The following is a 13,998-nucleotide window of genomic DNA, read 5'->3' on the forward strand; positions in this document are numbered from 1 at the left end:
AACTCCCTAAAATGAGGTGATCGACATCAAGCAGCGACAGATCACATGAAACAAATGGACCTCTTCAAGCACGTCACGAGCGCCTATACCAGCGCCAGCGACGGCGTCCTTACAAATGACGCTCTCTACCGGGCGGTGGCCGAGCGCGCAGGCATCGACCTCAAGGACATGGAGGCGACGATCCCGGTGGGCAAGGCGGGAACGCAGCGCAGCCCAATCAAGCGGGCTGTGCGCTGGTTCCAGCAGGATCTGCGCGCCGCCGGCGTGATCGAGAAGGTGCCCGACGCCCGCGGCGTCTGGCGGCTGACCGAAGCTGCCGGTCGCAAGCTCACGAAGAGCCTGGCCAGCGTGAAGATGGTGGCGTTCTCGACGAACCTGGGCGTGGCGATCTGGGGCTCGAATGAAGCGGTCTTTCCCCACTCCAGTGAGCCGATCATGCTGGCTATCTCGTCTCCACCCTACCCGCTGCGCTGCACCCGCGCCTACGGGAATGTCAACGAGCAGGAGTACGTCGACTTCGTGGTGCGCTCGCTGGAACCTGTCGTCAAGAACCTGGCCCCCGAAGGCTCGGTTGTCCTCAACGTCAGCCAGGATATTTTCCAAAATCGGAGCCCGGCGCGCTCCACGTACAACGAGCGCCTGGTGCTGGCGATCTGCGACCGCCTGGGCCTGCACCTGATGGACCGCTTTGTCTGGCACAACGCCTCGAAACCACCTGGGCCCATCCAGTGGGCGAGCAAGGAGCGCGTCCAGGTCAACGTCGCGTACGAGCCGATCTACTGGTTCGCGGTCGACCCCCTCCGCGTCAATGCAAACAACCAGCGCGTGCTCCAGCCACACACCGCGCGCCACGCGGCCCTGATCGCGCGCGGCGGCGAGCAGCGTGAAGGCGTTTTTAGCGACGGCGCCTACCGCATCAAGCACGGCAGCTTCGGCAGCCCTACCGCCGGCGCCATCCCGCGCAACGTCCTGTCCCTGGGTCACCAGTGCGCCGACTCGGCCGCGCATCGCCGGCACGCTCGCGAGCTGGGCTTTACGACGCATGGCGCGCCGTTTCCAAGTTCGATCCCGAGCTTCTTTATCCGGTTCCTGACCGATATCGGCCAGCTGGTGGTCGACATGTTCGCCGGCACCCACAAGAGCGCACTCGTGGCCGAGCGCCTCGAGCGCCGCTGGATGACGACTGAAAACGTCCTAGACTATATCCGCCCCAGCGCCGAGCTGTTCCGCGGCTTCCCAGGGTTTGAAATCAATCCAGGCCTTGAGCAGGTGCGCGGCGCCTAATCGCGAATTTGGACCAGGCCACGACTAGGCCTTAAACAGCTTGGCGCGCAAATCCTTGACGTACCCACATAAAGGCCCATCCGAGGAGGAGAATTCCCAGCGGCGGTAATAATGCCCAGGAGAGCGCTGTAGAAATTCGATCGGGGCGCGCGTGCTTTACAAAATTGATGTATGGATCGTCGAATACTTTTCCGTGATATTTGGCTGGGTTCGCTTCGAACATTGGAATCAGTTTCTCGGCGATCTCGCGCTGCCTCAGATTTTCCGGCTCGCCGCGAGAAAAGGTGGCTTCGAATGTCCCAACGCCATCACGTTTGATTTCGTATTTCACGCGATCGGAAACCTCTGCTATTGCGGGATAAATTAGATAGGCAATCGAACTGATCCAGACCACCGTAGCAACGATCCACAGGCGGACCCATCCATTTAGGAATTTCGACATACCAGGTAATTAAGTGGTGGTTGAGATGAAAATTCTAGCAACATTCAACTTGCAATTCTACAACGAAGGGGGCACGATCCCCGACCTTCAGCGTGTCGTTAATCTGGCCCGCTTCGACGCACCACGCTACACATGAATCAAGAAGATCACTTGTCGTTGTCCGAAGTCCTCAGCGCTGCCTATTCCCCCATAGTCGTGAAGCCTGGGACTCCCTCGCGCGTTGCGCTGGAGATCGAAGGCGACGTCGCCTTGGCCGAGGCACGGCATGCGGATGCGCTGGCGCTATACAAAGCGACAAGGGCGTCATCCTGGCGCATCCGAAGCAAGATGGGATGGTGCTGCTGGAAGCTGGAGAAATGGGCTGCAGGCGCCCGCTATCTCGCCGACGCCCCGCGGCGTGGAGACGCTCTGCCCCTCCTGGCGCTGACCGAATGCGTGGCCGCGCTCAACGACAGGAACGGCGAGAGGGACGAAGAGCTCGATGGCCTGGTGGGCATCCTGCTGGCCCTGCCCGACCCGGCTTCGCGCGTGTACGAGCTTGCCGAGGCCCATCTGATCGACCAGGAGCGCCGCCTCGAGCAGCTGCGCATTGGCCGAGATCGGTACCCGCTAGAATCCAGCCTGCGGCGCAGGTACGTCCGGGCCGTGTGGTCAGCCGGGCTTGGCGACGAGCAGCTGCTGAGGCTGGTGATTGAGATGACGGATGCTCCTGATGCCGCCCCCGAGGATCTATGGCAGGGCGTGGAGATCGTCAGCGATATCGGACGCCGCGAGCTGGCGCTGGCGCTGTTCCAGCGCCTGGCAGCTGGCAGCCCATTCGAGGAGCAGGTGCCGCTGGCCCTGGTCGAGGCCGACCTGCACGTGGCGGCCGGCCTGCTGGACGTCGCCGCATCAATCTGCCGAAGCCTGGCTGCGGCGCTCGGCGTCGACGCCCCAGAGGACCGCCCACTGGCGTTGCGCGCCGCCAAGGGACTGTTGGCGATAGCGATCGAGGCCAGAGACCAACGCGCGATCCGCGCCGCAGCCGACGACCTGGTGGAACTCATTTGCCGCGGAGGGGCCATGTCGTTAGTCGAATCTGGCCCGTTTCTAGACCAGGGCGCCCTTCAACTGCACATCGGCTCGGAGCTCGTGCATTACCGACCGCGCGCGGACGTGATCCAGCTGCGCGAGCCAATTCTTGCCGCGGTGAGAAAGCCGGATGTGCTGGCGATCCTCAAAGTACTCTTCGCGACCGAAGGCAGCGCCGGCACCGGCCTTCAGCCAGACGCGCGCACTGCCTTGATCCTGTCGGCCGGCACCGATAGTGCCCACCCGGCGATCCAGCGCCACGTGGCGTGGGCACGGATGGAAGCGGGTGACTTCGAGGGGGCTGGGCGCGCATTCGCGCTGTTCGAGGTGGCCCGCGCCCGTGAGGATCGCGTCTCGGCCCGGCTGGATGACGGTTCGATGTTCGACGAGGCGCCGTACGACGATGAAATGGTGGTCGACCATTTTGCCGAGGGCATGACCAGCGCCCTGGCCACGGCCGCCGCGGATCGGGACGGCCGTACATGCCAACACTTCCATGAGATCGCCATGGAATACTTACGCAGCGCCCTGCTGCAGCACGGCCTGTACACCCGCTTCCACGCGACGATGGCGGACATCATGAGCGCTTTCCGTGCTGCTGGTGCGGAGCCGACATCGGTGCTCTGGTTCGACTATGGCCTCTCGTGTCAGTACGTCGGTAAGAAAGCCCTGGCGCTGGAGGCCTACGACGCCTGTCTCGCCCTGCGGCCGCACCACTCGGCAGCGCGTGCGAACCAGCTGCTACTCGTGGCGCCCGACGAGCGCGCAAGCCTGATCATTGGTCATGCACTCGACAGCTTCGCCCAGTCCAAGCCGCCCGCCATGATCGCGGATCTGCCCTTGATCGATGCGGTCTACCTGTTGGCGCTGCTTCGGGCGGGTGGTGGTACTGAGGATTCCCTGGTGCTTCCCCCATTCGGCCAGAGCGAGAGACCATTCGCACCGACGCAGGAGCTCCTGCAGCCGCTGTTCGCACTTCTGCGCGCCGGCCTGGTGCGCATTTCCCGCCAAACCCCGGCCAGCGCATTCACGATCGAGGAAGCCCCGGCCAGGGTGACTGCCTTCGCTTTGCATCAGTTGTACTGGGAATTGCCCGAGAGTACCCTGGTGCTGCTTCGGGAGCTCGAACAAGCACGCCAGAGCCGCGACTGGCCCACGAGCTGGCGCCGGCAAGCGCCCGAGCTGGCTTTCGAGGTGGCGCGCCATGAATGCCTGGCGTATCTGCGCTTCTGCGCGGAGGATCGGCGACTTCCAGTGTCCAGTGGTGAGAAGACCATGCAGATGATCGACGAGGCGCTGGCCACCTACTCCGTCAGCCAGGCTTACTCCTTCATCTGGCACGGCGCGGCGGCCGCGGCTGACTTCCGGAAAGACAAGGGCGTCACCGCCCTGTATGCGGGCAACAGCATCGTCGGGAACTGCCAGCGCCGTATTGAGGAGGCGCGCGAGAATAAATGGGCGGTGACGGGCTTCAAGCGGCCGCCACAGGTCCGCCGCTCACACGTGAGCGTGGCGCTGTTCGACGCCATGTTGAGGCTGGGCGATAGAGCTTTCCATGCGCCGCTGGCGCAGCTTTTCCCAAAGACGACCTGTTGAGATCGCCTGGGTGCGGTGCGCCGCAGCTTGCGCGCCGGCACCACGGCAGCTAGAGTTCCAGGTGCTGGCGACAAACAAGCAGATATGCAATGAGCGAATGGGCGGAGTTTTGCAGTGCTGGACTATTACCCCGGCTGCCCGGACGACTATGACCGGCTGCTTGATGATCTCGCCAGCGGCATGCCGGTCCGGTACCTATCGCGTGATGATGTGGACGGCGAGCCTGGAAACGCGGCCAGTTGACCTGGCGTTCTGCGTACCGTATATGACATCGTGATGGAGCCGCTAATTGATCTCGACTGACAACGTGCCCCTGGACGCTACAGGCGCCGAGGCCTTTCTGCGCCAGGTTGCCGAAACCGCCTCCGGCCCCTACCTGCGTCCATTCACGCCAGATGTTGGCTGGCGCAGGGCGCGCGTGCTGGTCGTCGGTACCAACCCTGCCACCCCTCTGCGAGACGAGTTCGCGTCCTTCGATGCGTACTGGCACGCACTGACGTGCGACCCGACCAGCTTTGACGCAGTGTATCGCGCGCAGCGCGGCGGCAAGACCAGCAAGACCACCGCTCGTATCGCTCGCTTTGCAGCACCGCTGCGCGACGCCGGAGTGCTACGCACCAACGCCTGCGCGCTGCCCTCAGAGCGTTGGCGCGAGCTGCATCCAGCCGAACGGCGCGCGCATTTGGAGAGCGGCCTACTGATCCTGCGCGCCCTGGTCGCGATCTGCCGCCCGGCCGCGATCCTGGCGCATGGCAAAGAAGGGATCCAAGCCGTCTCGCGGCTGGCAGGCGTACCGCTCGATCCCTATGCCCCGCTGCTCGATCAGTCCACGCGCGCTGTTTTTCCCGGCATGGCGCCGGTCAACCTATTCGCGTACCCGCATCTGTCCGGGGTTGGCGTGCGCAAGGGGTTCGCAGTTGGACGCATGGGCGACGAACTGGAGGCGCTTGGCAAGCGCCTGGCGGCTTCGCTGCAAGCCGACGGCGCGAACCGCGAGCAATGAAGGAGCTGGACACGAATAATTGGACCGGCACGCAGATTGTCGCCGCACGGACCCAACTCGAGCACGATGCTGCGCTGCTTCTGGGCCGCCTGCTGTTCTCCTACTCAAATCTTGAATCGGCGACCGACCTTTGTCTGGTGTGGGTGGACAACGGCAGGGATCTCGACGCCTGGACCCGTAGAATCGAGCGGATGAACTTTGCGGCCAAGCTCGGGCTATTGGCGTCGCATGCGGCCAGTCAGGCTCGCGCTGATACGCGCGCGGCGTATGCAGCATGGCTCGCACGTGCGCACCTGGTGCGCGAACGTCGTAATGTGCTGGCCCACGGTCGGCTCGCCGTCAATGTCAGCCGCGGCACGCTGAGCGCCGTGCTGAGCCGCGCCACCTCTGTGACGCTGGAAGCCGTCGAATTCCCGCTCCCCGAGCTTGAGCGGCTTGTCGAAGAAGCGAACTGCCTGCAGCGCGAGCTCGGTGCCCTGCGCGGCACTTTCTCCTTGTCGACCTGATAGCTGCCCGGCTCGCGCCACGCCGCGCGGGCAGAGGCAAGGGGGCAGCAAGAGAGCGAAGCCGCGCAATAGCGCGGCGCATGTCAGGCGTAGCAAGTTGGAACGCGTTATGTCACTGCTTTCAAGGTTTGGTAGCGCGTGACGCCTGGACGACCAGCACGCCCATTGGCTGCGCCATGCGAACAGGCACCGTGATGGCGGTCGGTTTGGAGTCGGCAGTGGACATTGGGGCAACGGCCGGGTGCGCCGGCGCGCTGCTGGCAGCGATTGTGTCGATCTTCGCCGCCGAGGGGACGGGCAGCGCAACAATCGCCCGGTGCGCTTCGAAATCCTCGTAGATCTTGACTAGGCCTTTGCACAGGAAACTGCGGCCATTGTTCAACACGAGCGTGAAATGGCACTCGCGCAGCAGGCGCCCAAGCGCTGCCCCGGCGACCGCGCCGAGCGGACCGGCGACCAATGCGCCGACGACTGCGCCGGAACCACCGCGCGCCAGATTCGCGCCCTCGGCGTGGATCAGCGCCACCGACGCGATATCGGCCAGCCGGTACGCGGTACGCGCGCCGCCGAAGATCCATACGTTGAGCTCGCGGCCCTTCGCAGTGACTGCGCCGATGACCTTGCCGTCATGGACGATCTCGAAGTTGTAGACAAAACTGTTGTCGCCGAGCGCCATGCTGGAAGGATGAGTGAATGACAAGACATTTTCTCGCCAACATGTTCTTTGGTCAACTCCTTCTTGCAGGTGCCGGTCCAGTCTTACCTGCGGCCGGTGTGGCTGAAGTTGTTACGTTGCCACACCGCCACACCCCAATCTTCTTAACGCAGTGCCTGGGCGCTATCGGTCCACGCTGGAAGCTGCTCAGAGCCCACTAACCGGAGAGTATTGGACCTGGCGGTATGTGGTCGGCTCAGGCAGCGATCATGGCGTCGAGCTCGCGCGCCGGCGCTTCCGCCTCGACCTTCGCGGTCACGGCCAGCACTACCGCGTAGCGGAATGCCTCAGCCTCGGACCCGTGCTGCGCGACGGGCACGGAAAGGCTCTCTGGCAGGCCTTGCGCACCTGCCCAGCGCGCCACCATCACCATGGCACCCGAGGCGCTCACTTCCTTCGCCACGAAGCAGTTGTGCTCGAGCATCAGGTTCACGCACTCGTCGTTGGAGCGCGTCCAGGCGGGTATGCTGCGGCGCGAAGCCTCGCCCGGTGCGATGCCCACCGCAGGCCAGTGTGCGTCGCCAGCCGGGCCGTTATAGGCCGTTTCGGTCCAGTTCAGCGCCACGGCCAGCTTACGTTCAGCGTCAATATAGCGTGCGTTCATTGTTGTCCCCTAAAGGTTGAGGTGGCGCGCGGTCTCGCGGCCGTAAGTTAGTTGGCGCCGGCCAGCGACGGCTGGTCAGCGGCTTGTGCTGGTGCTGCCGACAAGAGCATCGGGAAGAGCTCCGCGAAGACATCGAGCGATCCGCGAATGCGGCGCATCTCGGTTTCCATATCCATGTGGACCCCACCCCAGTGCGGCATCTTGCTCATGAGCTCGTCGGCTTCCACAGCTTCCACCAGGGCCTCACGCGCCTTGGCCGCCGCTTCCGGATGGCGCTGCGCTTCGACGATCGCGGCTTGCTCCTTGCTGGCGAGTGCCCTGGCCAGCTGCCATGCAAAATCCCCGGCCAGCTCGGTGTTGATGTACGCCGAAAAGGTGGTATCGGTCGGGAAGTTCGCCGTCATCCAGCGCACCAGGTATTCGCGGGCGCTAGCAGTGTCGGTGATGGCGAGCGGATTCGGGGTTTCGGTCATTTTCTACTTTCTTGTTTCGTCCTATCTCCATTCTAGAGAGCACATGTGCGGTCTCACAAGGAAACGGCGCTGTGTGCTGGATCTAGGCAGGCAAATTTCGCGGCCGGCGACGCAGCTGCTCTATCATGTGCCCATCCAATACGGAGTTTCCTCATGCTGCTCACGGCCCGCACCTTTCAGGAACTGCACCAGCGCTTACCGCAGTTGGTCGTCGACGAACCCGCCGATCCAGCACGCCGCGGCGCGGCCGGCGAGATCTACTCGATTGTGCGGCTGCTCGGCGCCCTGCCCCTCAGCCTGGCGGACTTCCCCCTGCAGCTGGCGAAGAGCGAGCGCCCGGACTTCGCGCTGCAGCTCGGGACCCGGTCGATCGGCGTCGAGCACACCGAGGCGGTGCCCCAGAACCTGATGCAGGAGCGGCGCGCCCGCGCGAGGATGCTGGCGCGCGAGGAGGATCTGCGAATAGCCGAGCGTGCTGGCCACCCTGGTACCGAAACGCCGCCGCCTCTTGCCGTACATTTCGTCCGGACCGCTACTATTGGCGAGCCCAGGAAGGACCGGAAGCAGATTCAGCGGGAGATCGACGAGGATCGCATGCCGCCGCCGATGGAGGGGGATTCGGTGGAGCGCCACTGGACCGACGCGATGGCGCTTTCCGTGGAAAAGAAGGTGGCCAGCGCGCTCAAACCGGACTACGCTGACCACGATGAACTATGGCTGACCATCTACGACAGCTGGCCAGCGCCAGGCTTAAAGCGCCAGCGAGCGCTGGCGGACCTGCAGCGGCGGCTGGCCAGGATCGCGCCGTGCCGTCTTCCGGCGCGTTTTCATCCTCACCGGGACCACACTGGCGCAGTTCTCGGACGACCAGGTGCTCCTGTACCACCTCCGGCGCCGCGAGTACCCGTAGGCACCCGCCTGCGCGCCGTGGCCGCCCTTTACGCGCGCGGAGCGGAGCTTTCGCCCTCGCCTTCCTCTTCGTCAGGGGCCATGTCGTTCTGGTAGCCCAGCTGGCGCAGCAGCAGCGGCGGCATTGGACGGTTTGCGACTTCCTGCAGGTGCTGGCCCAAGTCGACGAAGCCAGCCTCGCGGAACAGCTGGGACGCCCGCATCGAGACTTCGTTGTCGCGCGGCAGGAAGACTGCGCGGGTACCTTCGTATGGCGCCGGCAGCTCGTGCGAGAGCCAGGTCACGCCGCCGGACTGCAGGGCCTCGAACAGTTCGTTGGACGGCGCTGCGTTGTTCGGGTCCATCTTGACCAGGTAGGTGTCATAGGTGCTGCGCAGCAGTCCCACGGCGTGCCGGTCGACCGCGTAGTAGTGCAGTCGGGCGTACAGGGGCACCTTAGCGTCGATTCGGGCCGCGATGTACTTGGCCGCGGCCAGGTGGTGCGAGCCGCCGTCGTTGGCCAGATACATGCGGCCGTCCCACTGGTGCATGACGAAGTAATCGGTGCCGGCGCGCTCGCCGGTGACGCGGATGTCGCGGTGCGCCAGGTTCGCGTGCAGGCCGGCCAGGGAGACGTCTTCAATCATCTCGCGGGAGTTCTTCTCGACCATCTCATCGGTCGAGCTCAGGGACTTGAGGTCGGACTTCGAATTGCCGAAGCCGTGCAGGTCCTGCAGGTCGCAGAACCAGGTGTTCAGGGTCGACTTGGTGGTGAGCTCGGCCAGGGCCGGGCAGCTCTCGGTAAAGCTGCGGTACTGGGTGCCTTCGCGGCGCCAGCCGCGCAGCTCGGCGCCACTGGTGCGGCCGCCGGCCAGGCTCAGCAGGCCTGGGCTCGTGCCCATCTGGTGCCAGCGCGGAACGCGGTCCATGTCGATGTTGTTCTCCGGCGCCAGCACGCTGGCCTTCAGTTCTGGGCGCTCGCCCAGAACTCGCCGCAGGCGCACTTGATGGCCGAGGCTTTCACGAACGTGGTCGGTGATAGTTTGAATGAGACTCATAGGTAGTAGGGTAGGTGGGTGGCGGGTTGTTTTAGAGTATAGCCATGTTACGTCACATGTTCGCAAGAAATATTTGCAACCACGCTGGCATGCGCTTCGTACCATTGCGTATAGCACCGCTGGCTGCGCGCCTTCTCTTCCTGGACGTGCGCAGCATGTCCCCTCTTCTAGCTAACTCCAGCCAGCCCCAGCATCGTGAAAATGCAATTAACGGTCAGATAATTCTGACCAACAGGCAGTATCGACTTGCCGAGGCCTCGGGTTCCTGCCAAGCCATGTATCGGCCCGGCCCTGGCGCTGTACAACCCCTTGTTCCTGACAATCCAAAAAGCCCCCGCGCGCCGAGGCCAGGGCTCGCCCGGATCATGGCTTGTAAAAAAAATGGTTCTCCCCAAAACCATGTCTCCCCCAATCCATCGTTCCCCCAATCCCCGTTCGGACGGGACAAGGTTCGGCAGGAGACCAGGTCCCCGGCGAGGGGCGGCCAGCACGACAGCGGCCGGTGAGGCGGCCACTACTCAGCGTCAGTGGACCGACCGTTAATTGCATTTTTGTAGCGGCGGCGCCGGTACCAAGGCGAGCGGCCGGGCAGAGCCGGCAGGTGGTTCGGCAAGATCAGGGCAGCGTGGCCGGCGGTGCTGCCTGGACTGACCGTTAATTGCATTTTTCGATTCCTGGCGCGGTCACTGCACGGGGTCGCGTGATAAACTTGGGCAACTTTCCTCGCCCCTCCCGATGCCTCGCAACGCCTTCATCCCTCCGGTAACCGCTCCCCTGATCATCGGCGTGGCCTTCGAGGTCGCCCGCGCGGCGCCGGCGCCAACGACCGAGTTCTCGTGCTGGCACGTCCCTCGCCAGCGGGGCACCGCAATGAACGATGCGCAGCTGGACTGGAACCAGTTCTTCCACCAGGTCGCCGCCGACACCACCGTCACGGCCGCCAGCGTCACCCTGGTCTTCAATCACACGCTCCGGGTCTGCCTCCCCATCCCGCCGGCGGGCCGGGCCTCAGCCTTGACGTCCGTCGGGGACCTGGTCGCCCTCATGGTGCAGATGATGAAAGCCAGTGGCGAGTTCGCCCCGGCGACAGCGCAGAACGAGCTGATCTTCTACGTCGCGGCCCTGGCCCGGCTCAAGACGCCGATGCCACAGGGCCGCGAGCGCGCCCTGGTCAGCAAGCCCGCGGCCGAGCCGATGCAGCTGCTCACCGCCGAGGAGTGGAAGCGGGAAAAAGATCGCCGGCGCAAGCAGCAGTACTACCTCGCCAACAGCGAGCGGATCATCAGCAACGCTCTGCGCTACAAGCAGGCCAACCCGGACAAGGTGCTCGAGCACTCCCGCACCTATAACAGCCGGCACCGCGACGAGCTCAACATCAAGGCTTCCGAGTATTACTGGAATCACAAGGAAGCCATCAATCGCAAGCACCGCGAGCAGTACGCTGCAAAATCCAAGGCTCCGGTGCCGGCGTAACCCAACCAGTCAGGCGGCGCGCGGCGCCATGATGCTCTCCTGCTCCTGCGCGACGTCGGCCTGCAGCGCCTGCAGAACCGCATTGGACGTGACCAGTCCGAGCAGCTTGGCGATCGGCATCGGCTCCGGGCGCGCCAGGTCGAATCCCACATTCTCCTTGTGCCAGGCCAGCAGCCCTTCCCGCCCGCGCACGGCCAGGTACACCGTCGGCTCGCTGGCGCCAGCCGGGAACACGGCGATGCGCATTTCGTCGGTCTCGAGGTTCGCCGGCACGGCGCGGTGATCAGGATCGGATACATAGGCCCGGTAGCCGGGCGCCGCCGGCTCGTCGTAGGTCAGCACCACATCGGTGCCGCCGACGCGGGTGGCGATCAGGGACTCGGCCGCGAGCTGCGCGCCGTGTTCGTGGGTGAAGTGCTGCTCGTGCATGCGGTGCTCCGTTCGTTCGGCAGGCCCAGGCCTGCGGGAGCACCATGGTGACGGGATCTGGATGGCGTGGTTGCAGTTCGGCGCCGGTGCGCCCCCCGCCAAGGTGAGGCGCTACAGGGACCTGGCCTGGCCCAACTCTGTGCATCCAGTATCGTCATTTCGCTTGCCTCGAGCGATCGCTTCGGGAACCTTAGACCGCCCATTCACAAGCCTTACGGAAGTGATAAGAAAACCTTAAAACGTGCTATTCTCCCTCTTAGACAATTCATACAGCAGGTTTTAGACGCCACCATGACAGTTCCAGTTAAGACGATATCGGACAGGATTTCAAACCACATGCGACGGGCGTCCCTCGACGTCATGACTATGCGCTGGCCAAGCTTTTACGAATTCTGTGAGCGCGACCGCATCAAAGAGAGCTTCGTCGAGGCCCTGTCCATACAATTGAAATCCGAAAGCATCCTTCTGGTGCGCGGACACGCTGTCGTCGCGTTCGTAAAGGACTTCGACTTCTCGCCAATGCGCTAAGCGGGCACATCTATGTTGCCCCCCGAGCGAGAAGCGAAATCATGTCCGGCCGTGCTGCAATATGTGCTGGCAGCCGACGGACGTCACAGCCCACCAGCAGTCGAATCGATTAAGAAGGCGCTCGCGCAAGGCGAGCCGGCCGATGCGATCGAGCTGTTGATCGTGTCGGGCGCGCTGGACAATGCTGCTGCGCTAACCCGAGCAGTCGAGCTCTCTTCGCGTCATGCTGACGCGGGTCTCTGCGTCGCATTCTGCGAACGCGAGCCGGACGATAGTCTGGACGCGCCCCTGCTGGAAGCGTTTGACGCTGTCTTTACTGCGAGCTCTGCCGACGCAGCCGCGGCCGCGCGTCAGCTGTCCCGCTCACTTCTGATACCGGCCCACGCGACCCACTGGATCGCTTGCGAATGGGGTGGACTGCGCAGCGTGGTCAAAGAAAGCAAGAACAGGCGCGCGATCTACGGCCTCGGCTCGGCCAACCGCCACCTCAGGGCCACCCAGGCACCCGAGGCGGCCTACGTCACCGCGATCGAGCAAATCGAGAGGCAGCAAGGGCGCCTGCAGGATGCCAAAGCCGTTTGTCTTGCCCTGATAACCGGGGCGCCCGATCTGGCTGTCACGGACGCGATGGCGCTGGTCACGCGCCTGCGCGATACCCTCGGTCCGACTGCAGCCATCTATCTCAGCATGGGGTGCGACGAGTCGCTGCCTATCGGGCAACTTGATGTGAACCTGTTCGCATTCGCGGCCGCTGATGCTGTCGGAATGGCTGCGGCCAATGGCGCTGGGCAGATCGAGCAGGAAGACACGGATCTCTGTCACCAGCCCGACCAATTCTAGTCAACTATACGCCCCACCCCGCCAGGCTATCGTCCGCCGGCGCGGCCTCTATTATCGGAAGGAGAACTTTGACCATGAGCGATGGCTACTATCTGGCATACGACGCATATAGGCGGCATCTGCGCAACGACACCAGGCCACCCATCAAGGTAGTGCGCGAACTGGAGGCATCCGACCACGCGCATGCTTTGCTTGTCGCGGCGTTCATCCGTCACAAGTACGAAGGAAAATTCTCGGATCCGAAGGTGTTCCTGGGCGATCTGATCAAGGCCGGTGAGGAAATTGGATATGCGGAGTATCTTGCCGGTCGTTGCTATGCAGAGGGATATGGGACCGGGAAGTACCGTAAAACTGCGGCACGCCGCTACCAAAAAGCGGCGGACATGGGCTCGCTGAGGGCCATGCTCGCCCTCGGCAGAATGTATCTCCAGGGTGACGGCATCACCTGCGATCCAGATGTGGGGCTCAAGCTGCTTGAGCGTGCCGCGTCTGAAAGAATCCCATATCTCGACCGTCATGCTAGTGGCCGTGATGGCACTATCTTGGACACCGTGTTTGATTACGAAGAGCGCGCTCAAACTGAAGCTATGGAAGAGCTCGGCATGCTGTACCTCCACGGCACAGCCGACATTTCACAGGATATGGAGTCTGCTCGCTACTGGCTCAAACGGGCCGCCGAGAACGGTTCGTCGACCGCGAAGTCCGCCCTCAAGAAGCTGCCGCCACCCCCGCCCCCGGTACCGAAACCAGCACCGAAAGAACCACTTCCAGTACCGGGCAAGTCCATAATTGACGTAGGCGCAAAGGTAGGCGACATGGACAGCACAGCCGCGTATGAGCACGGTATGGCGCTCTGCACTGTCGTCGATCCCGACTACAAGCGAGCCGCACGCTACTTCCACATTGCCTTACAACTGGGTCACAAGGACGCGAAGTCGGCCTACGAGAAGGTCAAGAATACCGTGGGAGAACGTGAGTTCTCACTATTTTTTGCCGGCTGGGGAGTCGGGCATCAACCATGATCTGAGCACCAAGCCAACATTTACTGGCCTTGTCGATTGAAATAGAAGAGCTGCTTAGTTGCCTTC

At 63.4% G+C, this 13,998-nt stretch carries 15 protein-coding genes; 9 read left to right on the plus strand and 6 right to left on the minus strand.

Annotated elements, in window-relative coordinates:
- The first annotated feature begins 45 nt into the window (after window positions 1-45).
- Window positions 46-1,284, plus strand: coding sequence for a DNA methyltransferase (locus AB3347_RS24185; protein ID WP_369094266.1), 1,239 nt, complete (start codon window positions 46-48; stop codon window positions 1,282-1,284).
- Between the two features lie 31 nt (window positions 1,285-1,315).
- Here AB3347_RS24185 and AB3347_RS24190 read toward each other — a convergent pair whose 3' ends face one another.
- Window positions 1,316-1,726 carry a hypothetical protein gene (locus tag AB3347_RS24190; RefSeq protein ID WP_369094267.1) on the minus strand — a complete coding sequence of 137 codons (411 nt, stop codon included), beginning with the start codon at window positions 1,724-1,726 and terminating at the stop codon, window positions 1,316-1,318.
- A gap of 132 nt (window positions 1,727-1,858) precedes the next feature.
- Here AB3347_RS24190 and AB3347_RS24195 point away from each other — a divergent pair, with 132 nt between their 5' ends.
- The 4 genes from AB3347_RS24195 (at window position 1,859) to AB3347_RS24210 (ending at window position 5,902) form a co-directional block, all read left to right on the plus strand.
- Window positions 1,859-4,393, plus strand: coding sequence for a hypothetical protein (locus AB3347_RS24195; protein ID WP_369094268.1), 2,535 nt, complete (start codon window positions 1,859-1,861; stop codon window positions 4,391-4,393).
- A gap of 114 nt (window positions 4,394-4,507) precedes the next feature.
- Window positions 4,508-4,636: a hypothetical protein gene (locus tag AB3347_RS24200; RefSeq protein WP_369094269.1), complete on the plus strand. Its 129-nt coding sequence runs from the start codon at window positions 4,508-4,510 to the stop codon at window positions 4,634-4,636.
- 46 nt (window positions 4,637-4,682) lie between these two features.
- Complete coding sequence (locus tag AB3347_RS24205; protein WP_369094270.1) at window positions 4,683-5,396, plus strand: hypothetical protein; 714 nt, start codon at window positions 4,683-4,685, stop codon at window positions 5,394-5,396.
- Window positions 5,393-5,902: a hypothetical protein gene (locus AB3347_RS24210; protein ID WP_369094271.1), complete on the plus strand. Its 510-nt coding sequence runs from the start codon at window positions 5,393-5,395 to the stop codon at window positions 5,900-5,902. The genes AB3347_RS24205 and AB3347_RS24210 overlap by 4 nt, the downstream gene beginning before the upstream one ends.
- A 121-nt stretch (window positions 5,903-6,023) precedes the next feature.
- Here the strand turns inward: AB3347_RS24210 and AB3347_RS24215 are convergent, their stop codons facing one another.
- The 3 genes from AB3347_RS24215 to AB3347_RS24225 all read right to left on the minus strand — a co-directional run bounded on the left by AB3347_RS24215 (window position 6,024) and on the right by AB3347_RS24225 (window position 7,694).
- Window positions 6,024-6,602 carry a hypothetical protein gene (locus AB3347_RS24215; RefSeq protein WP_369094273.1) on the minus strand — a complete coding sequence of 193 codons (579 nt, stop codon included), beginning with the start codon at window positions 6,600-6,602 and terminating at the stop codon, window positions 6,024-6,026.
- A 211-nt stretch (window positions 6,603-6,813) separates the two neighbouring features.
- Entirely contained in the window at window positions 6,814-7,221 is a 408-nt protein-coding gene (locus AB3347_RS24220) for a hypothetical protein (protein WP_369094274.1), read from the minus strand.
- Between the two features lie 47 nt (window positions 7,222-7,268).
- Entirely contained in the window at window positions 7,269-7,694 is a 426-nt protein-coding gene (locus AB3347_RS24225) for a hypothetical protein (RefSeq protein WP_369094275.1), read from the minus strand.
- Between the two features lie 153 nt (window positions 7,695-7,847).
- Here AB3347_RS24225 and AB3347_RS24230 point away from each other — a divergent pair, with 153 nt between their 5' ends.
- Window positions 7,848-8,699, plus strand: a complete 852-nt coding sequence (locus AB3347_RS24230) for a hypothetical protein (protein WP_369094276.1) — start codon at window positions 7,848-7,850, stop codon at window positions 8,697-8,699.
- Here AB3347_RS24230 and AB3347_RS24235 read toward each other — a convergent pair.
- Window positions 8,633-9,640 carry a DUF6685 family protein gene (locus AB3347_RS24235; RefSeq protein ID WP_369094277.1) on the minus strand — a complete coding sequence of 336 codons (1,008 nt, stop codon included), beginning with the start codon at window positions 9,638-9,640 and terminating at the stop codon, window positions 8,633-8,635. The two genes, AB3347_RS24230 and AB3347_RS24235, sit on opposite strands and share 67 nt — an antisense overlap.
- Before the next feature lie 735 nt (window positions 9,641-10,375).
- Here AB3347_RS24235 and AB3347_RS24240 point away from each other — a divergent pair.
- Window positions 10,376-11,113: a hypothetical protein gene (locus AB3347_RS24240; RefSeq protein ID WP_027867842.1), complete on the plus strand. Its 738-nt coding sequence runs from the start codon at window positions 10,376-10,378 to the stop codon at window positions 11,111-11,113.
- Window positions 11,114-11,122: 9 nt separating this feature from the next.
- Here AB3347_RS24240 and AB3347_RS24245 read toward each other — a convergent pair whose 3' ends face one another.
- Window positions 11,123-11,542 carry a hypothetical protein gene (locus AB3347_RS24245; RefSeq protein ID WP_027867841.1) on the minus strand — a complete coding sequence of 140 codons (420 nt, stop codon included), beginning with the start codon at window positions 11,540-11,542 and terminating at the stop codon, window positions 11,123-11,125.
- A 540-nt stretch (window positions 11,543-12,082) separates the two neighbouring features.
- Here AB3347_RS24245 and AB3347_RS24250 point away from each other — a divergent pair.
- Window positions 12,083-12,910, plus strand: coding sequence for a hypothetical protein (locus AB3347_RS24250; RefSeq protein WP_036216005.1), 828 nt, complete (start codon window positions 12,083-12,085; stop codon window positions 12,908-12,910).
- Between the two features lie 74 nt (window positions 12,911-12,984).
- Complete coding sequence (locus AB3347_RS24255; protein ID WP_027867838.1) at window positions 12,985-13,932, plus strand: tetratricopeptide repeat protein; 948 nt, start codon at window positions 12,985-12,987, stop codon at window positions 13,930-13,932.
- Window positions 13,933-13,998 lie beyond the last annotated feature (66 nt).

The sequence above is a fragment of the Massilia sp. X63 genome, assembly GCF_041023745.1.
Classification (GTDB): Bacteria; Pseudomonadota; Gammaproteobacteria; order Burkholderiales; family Burkholderiaceae_D; genus Telluria.

What these genes read in the sequence shown, in the direction of transcription:
- AB3347_RS24185 (WP_369094266.1), top strand. Translation starts at nt 46, where the DNA reads ATGAAACAAATGGACCTCTTCAAGCACGTCACGAGCGCCTATACCAGC.
- AB3347_RS24190 (WP_369094267.1), bottom strand. Translation starts at nt 1,726, where the DNA reads ATGTCGAAATTCCTAAATGGATGGGTCCGCCTGTGGATCGTTGCTACG.
- AB3347_RS24195 (WP_369094268.1), top strand. Translation starts at nt 1,859, where the DNA reads ATGAATCAAGAAGATCACTTGTCGTTGTCCGAAGTCCTCAGCGCTGCC.
- AB3347_RS24210 (WP_369094271.1), top strand. Translation starts at nt 5,393, where the DNA reads ATGAAGGAGCTGGACACGAATAATTGGACCGGCACGCAGATTGTCGCC.
- AB3347_RS24220 (WP_369094274.1), bottom strand. Translation starts at nt 7,221, where the DNA reads ATGAACGCACGCTATATTGACGCTGAACGTAAGCTGGCCGTGGCGCTG.
- AB3347_RS24225 (WP_369094275.1), bottom strand. Translation starts at nt 7,694, where the DNA reads ATGACCGAAACCCCGAATCCGCTCGCCATCACCGACACTGCTAGCGCC.
- AB3347_RS24230 (WP_369094276.1), top strand. Translation starts at nt 7,848, where the DNA reads ATGCTGCTCACGGCCCGCACCTTTCAGGAACTGCACCAGCGCTTACCG.
- AB3347_RS24235 (WP_369094277.1), bottom strand. Translation starts at nt 9,640, where the DNA reads ATGAGTCTCATTCAAACTATCACCGACCACGTTCGTGAAAGCCTCGGC.
- AB3347_RS24240 (WP_027867842.1), top strand. Translation starts at nt 10,376, where the DNA reads ATGCCTCGCAACGCCTTCATCCCTCCGGTAACCGCTCCCCTGATCATC.
- AB3347_RS24245 (WP_027867841.1), bottom strand. Translation starts at nt 11,542, where the DNA reads ATGCACGAGCAGCACTTCACCCACGAACACGGCGCGCAGCTCGCGGCC.
- AB3347_RS24250 (WP_036216005.1), top strand. Translation starts at nt 12,083, where the DNA reads ATGTTGCCCCCCGAGCGAGAAGCGAAATCATGTCCGGCCGTGCTGCAA.
- AB3347_RS24255 (WP_027867838.1), top strand. Translation starts at nt 12,985, where the DNA reads ATGAGCGATGGCTACTATCTGGCATACGACGCATATAGGCGGCATCTG.